Raw genomic sequence first — 14,858 nt, 5'->3', positions numbered from 1 at the left:
TCGAGAGGATCGCCATGTCCAGTCGCCTCAGCCCGGAAGACCAGCAGCGCGTCGAGCAGTACCTCAGCGCTCCGCAGCACCAGGTGCAACGCAAGCCGTTCCGCCCCTGGCTGCTCTTGTTGCTGGTGATCGCCGTGACGATCGGCCTCGGCCTGCTTTCCCGCCTGCTCGCCGGACTGGTGCTATGAGCTGCCTCGCGCTCGCCCAGCCGGGCCTACCGCTTTCCTTAAGCCTTGTGAGAAATCCCCATGACCCATCGCATCGTGATCGTCGGCGGCGGCGCCGGCGGCCTGGAGCTTGCTACCCGCCTGGGTAGAACCCTGGGCAAGCGCAAACGGGCCAGCATCGTGCTGGTCGATGCCACCCTCACCCATATCTGGAAGCCGCTGCTGCATGAAGTGGCCGCCGGCTCGCTGAACTCCTCCGAAGACGAGCTGAACTACGTAGCCCAGGCTAAGTGGAACCACTTCGAGTTCCAGCTCGGGCGCATGAGCGGCCTCGACCGCGCGCGCCAGGTCATCAAGCTGGCCGCCACCCTCGACGAGGACGGCGGCGAGCTGCTGCCAGAGCGCGAACTGGCCTATGACAGCCTGGTGATCGCCGTCGGCAGCACCACCAACGACTTCGGCACGGCTGGCGCGGCCGAGCACTGCATCTTCCTCGACACCCGCGAGCAGGCCGAGCGCTTCCATCGCCAACTGCTCAGCCACTACCTGCGCGCCCATGCCGGCAAGCGCGACGATGGCCGCATCAGCGTGGCGATCGTCGGCGCCGGCGCCACCGGGGTGGAGCTGGCAGCGGAACTGCACCACGCAGCGCATGAACTGGCCGCCTATGGCCTGGACCGCATTCAGCCGCAGAACATGCGCATCACCCTGATCGAAGCCGGCCCGCGCGTGCTGCCGGCGCTACCCCAGCGCATAAGTGGCCCGGTACACAAAACCCTCGAGAAGCTCGGCGTCACGGTGCTGACCGGCACAGCCGTCAGCCAGGTGACCGCGGATGCACTGCTCACCGCCCAGGGCATGGAAGTGCCGGCCAGCCTCAAGGTCTGGGCCGCCGGCATCCGCGCACCGGCCTTCCTGGGGCAACTGGAGGGCCTGGAAAGCAACCGGATCAACCAGTTGCTGGTCCGTCCGACCCTGCAGACCACGCAGGATGACAACATCTTCGCCTTTGGCGACTGCGCGGCCTGCCCACTGGGTGACGGCGAGCGCACCGTCCCACCTCGCGCCCAGGCGGCACACCAGCAGGCCTCGCTGCTGGCCAAGGCTCTCAAGCTGAGACTGGACGGCCAGGCACTGCCGGAATTTCGCTACCGCGACTATGGCTCGCTGATCTCGCTGTCGCGCTTCTCAGCCGTGGGCAATCTGATGGGCAACCTGATGGGCAGCGTGAAGCTGGAGGGCTGGCTGGCGCGAATGTTCTACATCTCGCTGTACCGCATGCACCAGATGGCGCTTTACGGCCTGCCGCGCACCGCCCTGCTGATGCTCGCCGATCGCCTGGGCCGCAGCACCGAGCCACGGCTGAAGCTGCACTGAAGAGGACCGGGGCGGTTCGCCGCCCCCCCCCCCCGCCCGAAGGGTGGCCGCCATGAATGACAGACAACAAAAAGCCCGCGCTTGGCGGGCTTTTCGTTTGAATGATGGTGGGTCGTGTAGGATTCGAACCTACGACCAATTGGTTAAAAGCCAACTGCTCTACCGACTGAGCTAACGACCCAAAAATGGTCGGGGTAGGGGGATTCGAACTCCCGACATCTTGCTCCCAAAGCAAGCGCGCTACCGGACTGCGCTATACCCCGATTGGAATTTGGCTCCGCGACCTGGACTCGAACCAGGGACCCAATGATTAACAGTCATTTGCTCTACCGACTGAGCTATCGCGGAACGACTCTATTCCAACCTCTTCAACGGCCGGCTTGCGCCGTTTCCCGTATCAGAGGCGCGCCATTTTACGTAGCAGGAAAACGATGTCAAGCCTGACAACGACTTATTTGATTCGCACCTTAGTGCCAAATAAACGGCTAGGATATTGCTTATCAGCTGAACCGTTTCTCAAGGCGGCCGGCCGCCGCCCCCAGGACTTTGCATGAGCTCACAGGACGCTCCACCCCCCCACGCCCCCGGTCTTGCCAGCCGCGCCATCCAGCCGCGCTTCGGCGAGTTGGTGCAAGACTGCCGCAAGCTGGTGATGAACAATCTGGCCGAGCACCTCTCCGGGCTGTTCACCCAGGTCGACGACACCCTGTTCGACTGCGCGGAAAAAGCCGAGAACAACAAGGTGCAGAGCCTGTTCTTCGACGCCATGCGCGACGTACGCAAACTGCGCCCGCAGATCGAGCGCAGCTACCACCAACGCGTCGCACAGAATTTCGCCGACTTCCTCGACGGTAAGCTCAAGCCCAAGGCCACACAGGATGCTCTGGACACCGACAGCCTGACCCTGGTGCAGAACGAGGAGTACGAGGAAAGCCTGCAGGTGACCAACATGGTCAGCAAGGTCAAGGCGCGTAGCGCACGTGCCCTGTTCGCCCTGGAACAACGCCTGGCGCTGCTCAACAACGGCCAGAAGCTCGGTGAAGACAGCAACCCCTTTGGTCCCCAAGCCCTGGCCGAGGCCTTCCATGACGCGCTGACGCCGCATCCGCTGCCGCTGCGCATCAAGGTGATTCTCTACACGCTGTTCGATCGCCACGTGATGCAGGGGCTGGACACCCTGTACGAGATGCTCAATCAGCGCCTGATCAACGCAGGCATCCTGCCCAACCTCAAGTTCACTGCCCAGCGTGCGCCCTCGCCCGCCGCACCACCGGCCAAGGCCGCTGCGCCTGCAAGCGACAGCGGAACCGTGGCCGCACCAGCCACCTCGCCGATGACCGGCTCGGGCGGTGCAAGCGTCCAGGGCAGCGCGCGCGCGGGAGACAGGCCCATCTACCCACCAGCAGACCTCAGCGCGCCGCCGCCGCAGGATCCCGGCGAGCTGCTCGGCGGCCTGGCCGCGCTGCTCGGCGAGCGCCGCCAGCAGGACCTCGACGCGCCGCTGCCCGGCGGCACACGCAGTATCGCCAGTTTCGCCCCGCGCACGGCCACCAGCACCTACAGTGCCGGCGAACTGCTGCAGGCACTGACCCGCCTGCAGCAGCAGTCCGCCAGCACTCTGGCCCAGCGCCTGCAAGGACCGCAGCCGGTCGAGGAGCTCAAGGTCAGCCTGCAGCAACAGCTGGAATCACTCAGCAGCCTGCCAGGCCAGCAGAAACTGGCCGATCAGGAGGCGGACGTCATCGACCTGGTCGGCATGCTGTTCGACTTCATTCTCGACGACGATAACCTGCCGCACGCCTGCAAGACCGCCCTGTCGCACCTGCACACGCCCTATCTGAAGGTGGCGGTACAGGACAAGGCCCTGTTCACCCAGCACCACCACCCTGCCCGCCGCCTGCTCAACGCCATGGCCCAGGCCGGCGTGCTGTATGGCGGCGAAGGCGACGAACGCGGCCTGCTGGCGAAGATCCACTGGGCAGTGGAGCGCGTGATCCACGACTTCAACGGCGACCTGCAGCTGTTCGACAGCCTGCTGGAAGAATTCAACGAGTTCGTCGCCACCCTGCGGCACAAGGTCGAACTGCGCGAGCGCCGTGCCGTGGAGGCCGCCAAGGGCCGCGACCGTCTGCTCGGCGCCCGCCAGCAGGCCGTCGCGGTGATCCAGAAGGTGCTCAGCGAGCGGCAGCTGCCGGGAGTGATCCACAACTTCCTGGAACTGACCTGGGCCGACGTGCTGGTATTCATCCTGCTGCGCCATGGCGAACGCAGCGCCGAGTGGCACCGCGCCGGCGAAGTCGCCGAGCAGCTGGCCTGGAGCGGTGCGCCGCTGGATGCCGAAGGCCGCACCCGCCTGCAGGGCCTGCGCGTCGCCCTGCTCGACGAGCTGCGCAAAGGCCTGGAGTTGCTCGGCGGCTACCACGAAGACGGCATCCGCCGCCTGTTGCAGGACATCGTCGCCTGCCAGCACGCGGTCCAGGCTCAGCAGCCGCAGCTGGCCGCACAGATCAAGACGCAGCTGCCGGAAAGCCCGCTGGGCGCCATGCTCGGCGAAGATGCCGCACTGGCTGAACCGATCAAACGCGACACGCCCCTCTCGGCGCGTACCCAGGCGCTGATCAAGGAGCTGCAGCAGCTGGAGTTCGGCACCTGGTTCGAGTTCGTGCAGAACAAGGAAACGGTCACGCTCAAGCTGTCCTGGTTCAGCCCGACCACGCACAACTACATGTTCGTCGACCACAGCGGCCAGCGGGTCGCGGTCAAGCCGATCCGCCAGCTGGCCGGCGAAATGGAAAAAGGCCTGGCGCGCATCGTCGCGCCCGAACGCAGCGCCCCGTTGGTGGATCGCGCCCTCAGCGCCATCTACCGGGTTCTGCAGCGTTTCACCGGACGCGCCCAAGAAGTCGGACAAGGAGCCTGAATGGACGACCGCCGCCAGCACAGCCGCCACACCACGCAACTGAATATCGAGGCACTCGACCTGCACAGCGGCCGCAGGCTCGGCAGGGTGGTCGACCTGTCCGAGGACGGCTTCATGCTGATCAGCGAGACACCGCCGGAAGCCGACTCGGTCTGGGAATGCCGCCTGGTGCTGGACCAGCCCCTGGACGGCATTCACGAGATCCGCGTCGGCGCCGACTGCCTGTGGAGCCGCGCCGGCGAGCCGGGCCACAGCGGCTGGTGCGGCTTCCACATCATCGATCTCGCCGATGACCAGATCACCCCCCTGGCCCTGCTGCTACGCCACTTGCAGGCCTGAATGAAAAAGCCCCGGTTTCCCGGGGCTTTTGCTAAGCATCGCGATCAGGCGAAGACGATCTCCTCGCCCTCCACTCGCGCCCGGATTACCGCACCAGGCATGAACTTGCCGGCCAGGATCTGCTGCGCCAGGGGGTTCTCGATCCAGCGCTGGATCGCCCGCTTGAGCGGACGTGCACCGTAGACCGGGTCGAAACCGACCGCCACCAGCTTGTCCAGCGCCTCATCAGTCAGCTCCAGGTTCAGCTCACGCTCAGCCAGGCGCTGACGCAGGCGCGCCAGCTGGATATTGGCAATGCCGGCAATCTGCTCGCGACCCAGCGGCTCGAACACCACCACCTCGTCGATACGGTTGACGAACTCCGGACGGAAATGGCTGCTCACCGCATCCATCACCGCGGCGCGCTGCGCCTCACGATCACCGACCAGCTCCTGGATCTGCGCCGAGCCGAGGTTGGAGGTCATCACTACCACGGCATTCTTGAAGTCCACGGTGCGGCCCTGGCTGTCAGTCAGGCGACCGTCCTCCAGCACCTGCAGCAGTACGTTGAACACGTCCGGGTGGGCCTTCTCCACCTCGTCCATGAGGATCACCGAGTAGGGCTTGCGGCGCACCGCCTCGGTCAGGTAACCGCCCTCCTCGTAGCCCACGTAGCCGGGCGGCGCACCGATCAGGCGGGCCACCGAGTGCTTCTCCATGAACTCGGACATGTCGATGCGCACCATGGCCTCCTCGGTGTCGAAGAGGAACTCGGCCAGCGCCTTGCACAGCTCGGTCTTGCCCACCCCGGTGGGACCGAGGAACAGGAAGGAGCCGCTCGGCCGGTTGGGGTCGGCCAGGCCGGCGCGCGAACGACGCACCGCGTTGGCCACCGCCACCACGGCCTCGTGCTGGCCGATGACGCGCTTGTGCAGTTCGTCCTCCATACGCAGCAGCTTGTCGCGCTCACCCTCGAGCATCTTGCTCACCGGGATGCCGGTCCACTTGGACACTACCTCGGCGATTTCCTCGTCGGTAACCTTGTTGCGCAGCAGCTGGTTCTCCGCCTTGCCGTGCTGGTCGACCATCTGCAGGCTGCGCTCCAGGTCCGGAATGGTCTGGTACTGGATACGCGCCATGGTTTCCAGGTCGCCCTTGCGCCGCGCGGTTTCCATCTCCTGGCGCGCCTGCTCGATCTTCTGCTGGATCTGCGCCGAGCCTTGCACCTCGGCCTTCTCCGACTTCCAGATCTCCTCCAGGTCGGCGTATTCCTTCTCCAGCTTGGCGATGTCGTCCTGCAGCTTCTCCAGGCGCTTCAACGCGGCTTCGTCGTCTTCCTTCTTCAGCGCCTCGCGTTCGATCTTCAGCTGGATCAGACGGCGGTCGAGACGATCCAGCGCCTCCGGCTTGGAGTCGATCTCCATGCGGATGCGGCTGGCAGCCTCGTCGATCAGGTCAATGGCCTTGTCCGGTAGCTGGCGGTCGGTGATGTAGCGATGCGACAGCTTGGCCGCGGCGATGATGGCGCCATCGGTGATGGTCACACCGTGGTGCACCTCGTAACGCTCCTTGAGGCCACGCAGGATGGCGATGGTGTCCTCCTCGGAAGGCTCGTCCACCAGCACCTTCTGGAAGCGGCGCTCCAGCGCGGCGTCCTTCTCGATGTACTGGCGATATTCGTCCAGGGTGGTGGCGCCAACGCAGTGCAACTCGCCACGGGCCAGGGCAGGCTTGAGCATGTTGCCGGCGTCCATCGCGCCCTCGGCCTTGCCGGCGCCGACCATGGTGTGCAGCTCGTCGATGAACAGGATGATGCGCCCTTCCTGCTTGCCCAGTTCATTGAGCACGGCTTTCAGACGCTCCTCGAACTCGCCGCGGAACTTGGCGCCGGCAATCAGCGAGCCCATGTCCAGGGCCAGCAGGCGCTTGTCCTTGAGGCCGTCGGGCACCTCGCCGTTGACGATGCGTTGGGCCAGGCCCTCGGCGATGGCGGTCTTGCCCACGCCGGGTTCGCCGATCAGTACCGGGTTGTTCTTGGTGCGGCGCTGCAGCACCTGAATGGTGCGGCGGATCTCGTCGTCACGGCCGATCACCGGATCGAGCTTGCCGTCCTCGGCGCGCTTGGTCAGGTCGACGCAATACTTGTCCAGGGCCTGGCGTGACTCCTCGACATTGGGGTCGTTGACCGCCTGGCCACCGCGCAGGTTGGCGATGGCATTCTCCAGCGCCTTCTTGGAAACGCCCTGGCCGAGCAGCAGCTTGCCCAGCTTGGTGTTCTCGTCCATGGCGGCGAGCAGCACCAGTTCGCTGGAGATGAACTGGTCGCCCTTCTGCTGCGACAGGCGATCAGCCTGGTTGAGCAGGCGCGCCAGGTCCTGCGACAGGTTGACGTCACCGGTGGGGCTCTGCAGCTTGGGCAGTTGGTCGAGTTCCTTGGTCAGCGCCTTGCGCAGGGCTACCACATCGAAGCCGACCTGCATCAGCAGCGGCTTGATCGAACCACCCTGCTGCTCCAGCAGGGCCTGCATCAGGTGCAGCGGTTCGATGGCGGAATGGTCGAGGCCCACGGCAACGGATTGGGCGTCGGAAAGCGCAAGCTGCAGCTTGCTGGTCAAACGGTCGATTCGCATGAAATGTGTCCTTCCTCTGTGAGCGGGCCGGAGCGCTGAACTGCTCCCAATAGTGAAGCCCGGAGTTGCTCTCTAGATGAGGACAGTTTTTACCGATTCAAGCGTCGGGCCGTTGACACGGATCAGTCGCGCACGGATTGCCGCCGGATCAAGGCTGTGCAATCCATACGAGCGAGGCGAAGCGCCCAGTACGGGGGGCTCGGCGGTAGGAGAAGAAACGCGGGTCGCTGAAGGTGTCCAGCCCACCGCCATACACGGTGGTGACGCCGCAGGCGGCCAGGCGGATGCGCGCCAGTGCGTACAGATCGGCCATGAACTTGCCGGCATTGCGACTTGGCACGAAAGCACGCTGCGCCTCGGCGTGCGCGACGACGAAAGCCTCGCGCACTTCAGCCCCGACCTCGAAGGACTGCGGCCCTATGGCCGGCCCCAGCCAGACCAGCAGTTCGGCAGGCTCGATCCCCAGAGCGGCGACGGTATTCTCCAACACGCCGCCGACCAACCCGCGCCAGCCGGCATGGGCCGCCGCCACGCGCGTACCGGCGCGGTCGCAGAACAGCGCCGGCAGGCAGTCAGCGGTCAGCACCGCACAGGCGATCCCCGGCGAGGCGGACCAGCTGGCATCGGCAATCGGCACCTGCCGGGGATCGGCCTCGACCACATCAGGGCTGTGCACCTGCTTGAGCCAGGCCGGACGGCAACCCAGGGCATCGACCAGCACCTGGCGATTGGCGGCAACGGCCAAGGGCTCATCCTCGACATGATCGCCGAGGTTCAGGCCGTCGAAGGGCGGCAGACTGACACCGCCAGCACGCGTGGTGAGGCAGGCGCGTACGCTGGCGGGCGCCGGCCAGTCGGGCATCAGCCAGTCAGACGAAGGATTCATTGTCCTGGCGCAGCAGCGACAGCAGCCAGACCAGATCCTCGGGCAAAGGCGAGGTCCACTTCATGCGCTGCCCGGTGGCCGGATGTTCCAGCTCGAGGAAGCGCGCATGCAGGGCCTGGCGCGGAAACTCCTTGAGCGTCTGCACCAGGGTCGGGCTGGCCGCCGGCGGAATGCGGAAGCGCCCGGCGTACAGGGGATCACCTACCAGCGGGTAGCCGGCATGGGTCATGTGCACGCGAATCTGGTGAGTACGGCCGGTCTCCAGCTTGACCCGCACATGGGTATGCGAGCGGAAACGCTCCAACACGCGATAGTGGGTCACGGCCGGCTTGCCGCCGTCGATCACCGCCATGCGCTGGCGGTTGGCCGAACTGCGGCCGATCGGCGCATCAATGGTGGCGCCGGAGGTGATCACGCCAATACAGATGCATTCATAGATACGGCTGACGGAGCGCTTCTGCAGCTGGTCGACCAGCTTGGTCTGCGCCTGCAGGGTCTTGGCCACCACCATCAGGCCCGTGGTGTCCTTGTCGAGGCGATGGACAATGCCGGCACGCGGCACGTTGATGATATCCGGCACATGGTGCAGCAGCGCATTGAGCAGCGTGCCGTCGGCATGCCCGGCCGCCGGGTGCACGACCAGCCCGGCCGGCTTGTCGATCACCAGGATGTGCTCGTCCTCGTAGACGATGTTCAGCGGGATGTCCTGCGCCACCCACTCGCCCTGCGCTTCCTGCTCGGCCTGCAGGCTCAGCAGGGCGCCGCCGTGCACCACGTCCTTGGGCCGCAGCACGGCGTTATCGACGGTCAGGCGGCCCTCCTTGATCCAGGCGGTCAGACGCGAGCGCGAATACTCGTCGAACAGCTGAGCGGCGACTTGGTCGAGGCGCTGACCACCGAGGTCGGAGGGCACTTCGGCGGTGAGTTGAATGAGCTGATCGGAATCTTCGGACATGGGCTGCTGCGGAGGGCGGTGCGGCTTTTGGTTTCGGCGGCACGCTGTGGTTAAATACGGCGTCTTTGCCCCGGCATTTTCCGGGGCGCCCATCATAACAGGACGGTAGAGGCCTAGACAGCCGCCGTCACAGGGACGCAAGCCACCATGCAAGTGAAACACCTGCTGCTGATCGCCACCCTCGTTCTGACCGCCGCGTGCTCCTCCAACAAACCGGAAGTGGATGAGAACCTGAGCGAGACCGAGCTTTACCAGCAGGCCCAGGACGACCTCGACAGCAACAGCTATAACAATGCCATCGCCAAGCTGAAGGCCCTGGAGTCGCGCTACCCCTTCGGCCGTTACGCCGAGCAGGCCCAGCTCGAGCTGATCTACGCCTACTACAAGAATGTCGAGCCGGAGGCCGCCAAGTCCGCCGCCGAGCGCTTCATTCGCCTGCACCCGCAGCACGCCAACGTCGACTACGCCTACTACCTCAAAGGCCTGGCCTCGTTCGACCAGGACCGCGGTCTGATTGCCCGCTTCCTGCCGCTGGACCTGACCAAGCGTGACCCGGGCGCGGCGCGCGACTCCTACAACGAGTTCGCCCAACTGACCAGCCGCTACCCCAACAGCCGCTATGCACCGGATGCCAAGGCGCGCATGATCTACCTGCGCAACCTGCTGGCCGCATATGAGATCCACGCCGGTCGTTATTACCTGAGCCGTCAGGCCTATGTAGCTGCCGCCAACCGCGGCCGTTACGTGGTGGAAAACCTCCAGGAGACGCCCTCCGTCGGTGACGGCCTGGCCCTGATGGTAGAGGCCTACCAGCGCCTGGAACTGGACGACCTGGCCGCCACCAGCCTGGAAACCCTGAAGCTGAACTACCCGGACCACCCGACGCTGGTCGATGGCCAGTTCGTGCCGGTAGAAGAGGAAGCCGACAACCGCTCCTGGTTGGCCAAAGCCACGCTCGGCCTGATCGAATCCGACGCGCCGCTGCCACCCGGCGAGACCCGTGCCAGCCAGGACGTGATCCGTCAGTACGAAGACGCCAAGGAAGAAATCCCGGACGAACTGCAGCCGGAAAACCAGGACGAAGTCAAAGAAGACCTGGAAAGCGAAGCTGAAGGCAATGCCAACGACCGCTCCTGGTTCAGCTACATGACCTTCGGCCTGTTCGACTGAGCCATGCAGCACCGCAAAAAGGGAGGCCTAGGCCTCCCTTTTTCATACCCCTCGCATTACCTGCTGCGCTGCGCCAGCGCACTTGGCTAAACTGCGCCTTTGCCAACAAGAAGAGCACACCATGTTCCGCCTGCTGTTCTGGATTGCCCTCATCGCCGCCGCCTTCTGGCTGTGGCGGCGCTTCAAGAAACCCGCCGCTACAGCCCAGGCCGCCCCCACGGAAGAAGCGCCCGCGCCCATGGTGCGTTGTGCCCAGTGCGGCGTACATGTGCCGCGTGACAAGGCGCTGGCGCAAGGGACACAGTGGTTCTGCAGCCAGGCTCATCTGGATCAGGGCAGCCGGTGAGCACCGAACAGCTGACCCTCGGCGGCGTCCCTGGCAGGCGCATACTGCGGCTGTACAACCTCTATCGGGTGATCATCGGCCTGGCACTGGTGCTGCTGATTTCCAGCGACCTGGACGACCAGTTGCTGGAGCTGGCACACGCCCAGCTGTTTCGCTACGGCAGCTGGACCTACCTGATACTCAACGTGCTGATCGCCGTCCTGCTGCAGCGCCCGAGCCACCTGGCCCAGGTGTTCAGCCTGGCACTGCTCGACGTGCTGCTGCTGTGCGCCCTGTTCTTCGCCGCAGGCGGCACCCCGAGCGGCATCGGTAACCTGCTGATAGTCGCGGTGGCGATTGCCAACATCCTGCTGCGCGGCCGTATCGGCCTGCTGATCGCTGCTGTCGCCGCCATCGGCATGCTGGCACTGACCTTCTATCTCAGCCTGCTGCGCAATACTCCAGCCCCCCAGTTCGTCCAGGCAGGTGCCCTCGGCGCGCTGTGCTTTGCCGCCGCGATCTTCCTCCAGGGCCTGGCCAGTCGACTGCAACAGAGCGAGTTCCTGGCCGAACAGCGCGCCGTCGACGTTGCCAGCCTGGAGGCACTCAACTCGCTGATCCTGCAACGCATGCGCACCGGCATCCTGGTCCTGGACAAGCAGCATCGCGTGTTGCTGGCCAACCAGGGAGCCCTCAGCATGCTCGGCCGCAGCAAGCTGGAGCACAAACTGCTCGACCCGCACTGCCCGGAGCTGGTCCAGCGCCTGCAGCAGTGGCAGCACAATCCGACCCTGCGCCCACAGAGCCTGCAGGCCATACCGGACGGCCCGTTGCTGCAGCCGAGCTTCATCCCACTGCAGCGCAGCGGCGAACAGCACACGCTGATCTTCCTCGACGACATCTCGCAGGTTACCCAGCAAGCCCAACAGCTCAAGTTGGCCTCCCTGGGTCGCCTGACCGCCGGTATCGCCCACGAAATCCGCAACCCGCTCGGCGCGATCAGCCATGCCGCCCAGCTGCTGCAGGAGTCGGAGGATCTGGAGGAACCGGATCGCCGCCTGGCACAGATCATCCAGGACCATTCGCGGCGCATGAATACGGTGATCGAAAACGTCCTGCAGCTGTCGCGCAGGCGCCAGGCAGAGCCTCAGCTGCTCGACCTGAAGTACTGGCTGCACCGCTTCGCCAGCGAGTTCCGCAACTCCGCGCGACTCGACCAGACACTGCACCTGGAAACCCAGAGCGGCAGCCTGCAGACCCGCATGGACCCTCACCAACTGACGCAGATTCTGAGCAACCTGGTGCAGAACGGTTTGCGCTACAGCGCCCAGAAGCACCAGCTGGGGCAGGTCTGGCTCAAACTCTACCGTGACCCGGAGAGCGACCTGCCGACTCTGGAGGTACTGGACGACGGCCCCGGCGTGCCGGTCGACCAGATACAGCACATCTTCGAACCCTTCTACACCACGGACAACAAGGGTACCGGCCTTGGCCTGTATATTTCCCGTGAGCTGTGTGAAAGCAACCAGGCACGCCTCGATTACAAACTGCGCGAGGGTGGCGGCAGTTGCTTCCGCATCACCTTTGCCCACCCACGCAAGCTGAGCTGAACATGAGCACCCGGCAGAGAGCACTGATCGTCGACGACGAGCCCGATATCCGCGAACTCCTGGAGATCACCCTGGGGCGCATGAAGCTCGATACGCGCAGCGCGCGCAACGTCAAGGAAGCTCGCGAATGGCTGGCCCGCGAGCCTTTCGACCTGTGCCTGACCGACATGCGTCTGCCCGATGGCACCGGCCTGGAACTGGTCCAGCACATCCAGCAGCGCCATGCCGAAGTACCGGTCGCCATGATCACGGCCTACGGCAGCCTGGACACCGCGATCAACGCCCTCAAGGCAGGCGCCTTCGACTTCCTCACCAAGCCGGTGGACCTCGGCCGCCTGCGCGAGCTGGTCGCCACCGCCCTGCGCCTGCGCAGTGGCGAAGCCGCTGAGCCCCCCCAGGACACCCGTTTGCTCGGCGAGTCGCCACCAATGAAGTCGCTGCGCAACCAGATCCAGAAGCTCGCGCGCAGCCAGGCCCCCGTCTACATCAGCGGCGAATCCGGTAGCGGCAAGGAGCTGGTGGCACGCCTGATCCACGAGCAAGGGCCACGCGCCGAGAAGCCCTTCGTACCGGTCAACTGCGGCGCCATCCCATCAGAGCTGATGGAAAGCGAGTTTTTTGGCCACAAGAAGGGCAGCTTCACCGGCGCAATTGAGGACAAACAGGGGCTGTTCCAGGCCGCCAATGGCGGCACCCTGTTCCTCGACGAAGTGGCCGACCTGCCGCTGGCCATGCAGGTCAAGCTGCTGCGCGCCATTCAGGAGAAAGCTGTGCGTGCAGTCGGCGGCCAACAGGAAGTAGTGGTGGACGTGCGCATCCTCTGCGCGACGCACAAGGATCTGGCCGCCGAAGTGGCCGCAGAGCGCTTCCGCCAGGATCTGTTCTATCGCCTGAACGTGATTGAGCTGCGCGTACCGCCGCTACGCGAGCGCCGCGAAGACATCCCATTGCTGGCTGACACCATGCTTAAACGCCTCGCCGAGGGCAGCGGCCTGCCAGCGGCCCGCCTGAGCCTGGAAGCACTGGACAAGCTCAAGTGCTATCGCTTTCCCGGCAATGTGCGTGAACTGGAGAACATGCTGGAGCGCGCCTACACGCTGTGCGAGAACGACCAGATCCAGGCCTCCGACCTGCGCCTGGCCGATGCCGCACCGGCCGGCGAGGGCAGCGGCGAGGCTTCGCTGGCGCAGATCGACAACCTGGAAGACTATCTGGAAGAGATCGAGCGCAAGCTGATCATGCAGGCCCTCGAGGAGACACGCTGGAACCGCACCGCCGCTGCCCAGCGCCTGGGGCTGACGTTCCGCTCCATGCGCTATCGACTGAAGAAGCTGGGCATTGACTGATACCGAATCCCCTTAGACCAGCCCCAAGCGCCCCGCAGGCGCATAAGGCGCCGGATCTACGATGGGGGCTTCGCCCAGCATCAGGTTCTTCAGCAGCTCGCAGGACGCCGGCGCCAGCACCAGGCCATTACGGTAATGACCGCAATTCAGCCATAACCCCGGAAACTGCGGCACCTCCCCGATAAAGGGGATGCCATCCGGCGACCCGGGACGTAATCCCGCCCAGTGACCAACCACTTCAGCGTCAGCCAGCGCTGGCAGAAGCTCCTCCGCCGATGCCTTGAGACTCGCCAGCGCCTCTTCGGTGGGCGTCTTGTCAAAACCGACATGCTCCAGCGTACTCCCGACCAGGATGTGCCCATCCTTGCGCGGAATCGCATAGCGCCCTTTGGCCAGGACGATGGCTGGCAGGAAGCCCGGTTCGCACTTGTAGAGGATCATCTGACCTTTTACTGGCTCGACAGGCAACCGCAACCCCAAGGTCGCCAGTAACTCACCGCTCCAGGCACCGGCGGCGACCACGACCTTATCCGCACGCACCTCGCCACCAGCCGTTTCAAGACCACAGACCTTGCCGTGCTCAAGCACAAAAGCGGATACGGGACAGAACTCGTTAACCTCTACATGCGGATGTTCCAGCAAAGCCCGGCGCAGAGCCTCGACCAAGCGGGGATTCCTCACGTTGGCCACGCCTGGCATATGGAGTGCGCGCTTGTAGCCATTACCCAGGGCAGCAATTTGGTTGCGTACCTCAGCCAGCGTAATTGGCGCCAAATCCTTCCCCACTGAAACAGACCATGCCAGTGCCGCAGCCGAATCATCAAGATCAAACCAGTACAACCCGGTGGCATGGACCTCTGGATCAACACCAGTAATCTCATTGAGCACCGCCGCCAAGCCCGGGTAATACCCTTGCGACCATGACGACAATGCCGTTACGGCACCAGGGTAACGCCAGGGGTACAAAGGCGACACGATCCCGCCGCCCGCCCAGGATGCCTCTTTACCCAAAGCCCGCCCCTCAAACAGCGAAACACGCAGCCCCGAAGAAGCAAGAAGAAACGCACTGAGCAGACCCACCACCCCACCGCCCACCAACATGACATCAAAATCAAAGCGCCGACGCGACACAGCAAGAACCTCAACTACACTCA

The 14,858-nt window shown here is 64.7% G+C and carries 12 protein-coding genes and 3 tRNA genes; 8 read left to right on the top strand and 7 right to left on the bottom strand.

Annotated features, from left to right (window positions below; genetic code table 11):
• Window positions 1–14 precede the first annotated feature (14 nt).
• Together ACOAPY_RS04425 and ACOAPY_RS04420 are read left to right on the top strand one after the other, a co-directional pair.
• Window positions 15–188 carry a DUF3094 domain-containing protein gene (locus ACOAPY_RS04425; protein ID WP_021702229.1) on the top strand — a complete coding sequence of 58 codons (174 nt, stop codon included), beginning with the start codon at window positions 15–17 and terminating at the stop codon, window positions 186–188.
• Window positions 189–248: 60 nt separating this feature from the next.
• Entirely contained in the window at window positions 249–1,544 is a 1,296-nt protein-coding gene (locus tag ACOAPY_RS04420; protein WP_465155211.1) for an NAD(P)/FAD-dependent oxidoreductase, read from the top strand.
• A gap of 105 nt (window positions 1,545–1,649) precedes the next feature.
• Here ACOAPY_RS04420 and ACOAPY_RS04415 read toward each other — a convergent pair.
• The 3 genes from ACOAPY_RS04415 to ACOAPY_RS04405 form a co-directional block, all read right to left on the bottom strand.
• Window positions 1,650–1,725 (bottom strand) — tRNA-Lys (locus ACOAPY_RS04415).
• Between the two features lie 5 nt (window positions 1,726–1,730).
• A tRNA-Pro gene (locus ACOAPY_RS04410) sits at window positions 1,731–1,807 on the bottom strand.
• A gap of 9 nt (window positions 1,808–1,816) precedes the next feature.
• Window positions 1,817–1,892, bottom strand: a tRNA-Asn gene (locus ACOAPY_RS04405).
• 202 nt (window positions 1,893–2,094) lie between these two features.
• On the opposite strand from ACOAPY_RS04405, the gene ACOAPY_RS04400 reads away from it, so the two are divergent.
• Entirely contained in the window at window positions 2,095–4,464 is a 2,370-nt protein-coding gene (locus ACOAPY_RS04400) for a DUF1631 domain-containing protein (RefSeq protein ID WP_465155208.1), read from the top strand.
• Window positions 4,465–4,803, top strand: a complete 339-nt coding sequence (locus ACOAPY_RS04395) for a PilZ domain-containing protein (RefSeq protein WP_076426935.1) — start codon at window positions 4,465–4,467, stop codon at window positions 4,801–4,803. It abuts the gene before it with no gap.
• A 44-nt stretch (window positions 4,804–4,847) separates the two neighbouring features.
• On the opposite strand, the gene clpB is transcribed toward ACOAPY_RS04395, so the two are convergent.
• The 3 genes from clpB to rluD all read right to left on the bottom strand — a co-directional run bounded on the left by clpB (window position 4,848) and on the right by rluD (window position 9,253).
• Complete coding sequence (clpB, locus tag ACOAPY_RS04390) at window positions 4,848–7,412, bottom strand: ATP-dependent chaperone ClpB (protein WP_465155206.1); 2,565 nt, start codon at window positions 7,410–7,412, stop codon at window positions 4,848–4,850.
• 148 nt (window positions 7,413–7,560) lie between these two features.
• Window positions 7,561–8,274, bottom strand: a complete 714-nt coding sequence (gene pgeF, locus ACOAPY_RS04385) for a peptidoglycan editing factor PgeF (RefSeq protein ID WP_465155204.1) — start codon at window positions 8,272–8,274, stop codon at window positions 7,561–7,563.
• Window positions 8,275–8,281: 7 nt separating this feature from the next.
• Window positions 8,282–9,253, bottom strand: coding sequence for a 23S rRNA pseudouridine(1911/1915/1917) synthase RluD (rluD, locus tag ACOAPY_RS04380; protein WP_465155202.1), 972 nt, complete (start codon window positions 9,251–9,253; stop codon window positions 8,282–8,284).
• Between the two features lie 147 nt (window positions 9,254–9,400).
• Here rluD and ACOAPY_RS04375 point away from each other — a divergent pair, with 147 nt between their 5' ends.
• The 4 genes from ACOAPY_RS04375 (at window position 9,401) to ACOAPY_RS04360 (ending at window position 13,704) form a co-directional block, all read left to right on the top strand.
• Entirely contained in the window at window positions 9,401–10,423 is a 1,023-nt protein-coding gene (locus tag ACOAPY_RS04375; RefSeq protein WP_465155200.1) for an outer membrane protein assembly factor BamD, read from the top strand.
• A 121-nt stretch (window positions 10,424–10,544) separates the two neighbouring features.
• On the top strand, window positions 10,545–10,769 hold the full coding sequence (locus ACOAPY_RS04370) for a PP0621 family protein (RefSeq protein ID WP_465155198.1): 225 nt from the start codon (window positions 10,545–10,547) through the stop codon (window positions 10,767–10,769).
• Entirely contained in the window at window positions 10,766–12,358 is a 1,593-nt protein-coding gene (locus ACOAPY_RS04365; protein ID WP_465155196.1) for an ATP-binding protein, read from the top strand. The genes ACOAPY_RS04370 and ACOAPY_RS04365 overlap by 4 nt, the downstream gene beginning before the upstream one ends.
• 2 nt (window positions 12,359–12,360) lie before the next feature.
• Window positions 12,361–13,704: a sigma-54-dependent transcriptional regulator gene (locus tag ACOAPY_RS04360; RefSeq protein WP_465155194.1), complete on the top strand. Its 1,344-nt coding sequence runs from the start codon at window positions 12,361–12,363 to the stop codon at window positions 13,702–13,704.
• 12 nt (window positions 13,705–13,716) lie between these two features.
• On the opposite strand, the gene thiO is transcribed toward ACOAPY_RS04360, so the two are convergent.
• Entirely contained in the window at window positions 13,717–14,805 is a 1,089-nt protein-coding gene (thiO, locus tag ACOAPY_RS04355) for a glycine oxidase ThiO (protein ID WP_465156710.1), read from the bottom strand.
• Window positions 14,806–14,858: the final 53 nt, after the last annotated feature.

Source organism: Pseudomonas stagnisoli (genome assembly GCF_048595745.1).
In the GTDB taxonomy this organism is placed as follows: Bacteria; Pseudomonadota; Gammaproteobacteria; order Pseudomonadales; family Pseudomonadaceae; genus Aquipseudomonas; species Aquipseudomonas alcaligenes_A.
The sequence above is the reverse complement of the archived record's forward strand: the minus strand, read 5'-3'. Positions and strand labels throughout refer to the sequence as shown.